Source organism: Salmonella sp. SAL4457 (assembly GCF_046548235.1).
Taxonomy (GTDB): domain Bacteria; phylum Pseudomonadota; class Gammaproteobacteria; order Enterobacterales; family Enterobacteriaceae; genus Salmonella; species Salmonella enterica.
This window is the reverse complement of sequence record NZ_JBGDZO010000255.1, coordinates 1-310: the sequence shown is the minus strand read 5'-3', so window position 1 is coordinate 310 and position 310 is coordinate 1. Positions and strand designations below refer to the sequence as shown.

The following is a 310-nucleotide window of genomic DNA, read 5'->3' as shown; positions in this document are numbered from 1 at the left end:
ACCCCGAGCAGTCCTTCACCCTGATGATGGCGGTGTCGATGTTCGGCGCCCTCTTCACCTGGCTGATGATCTTCTTCACCCACCTCTGCTTCCGCCGCCACCGCGCCCGCCACGGCGGCGCGCCGCTGGCCTTCCGCATGCGCCTGGCGCCCTGGTCGACATTGCTCGGCCTGGCGCTGATGGCGGCGATTCTGGTCACCACCTTCTTCACCGAGGCGTTCCGCATGACCCTGGTCTTCGGCGTGCCGTTCCTTGCGCTGCTCAGCGCACTCTACCTGGTCTTCGTCCGCAAGCCCGGCAGGGATTGTCC

1 pseudogene is annotated in these 310 nt (G+C 66.8%); it reads left to right on the top strand.

Annotated elements, in window-relative coordinates:
• Window positions 1-310: pseudogene (locus ACLJNW_RS24165) on the top strand (amino acid permease); the annotation flags it as partial.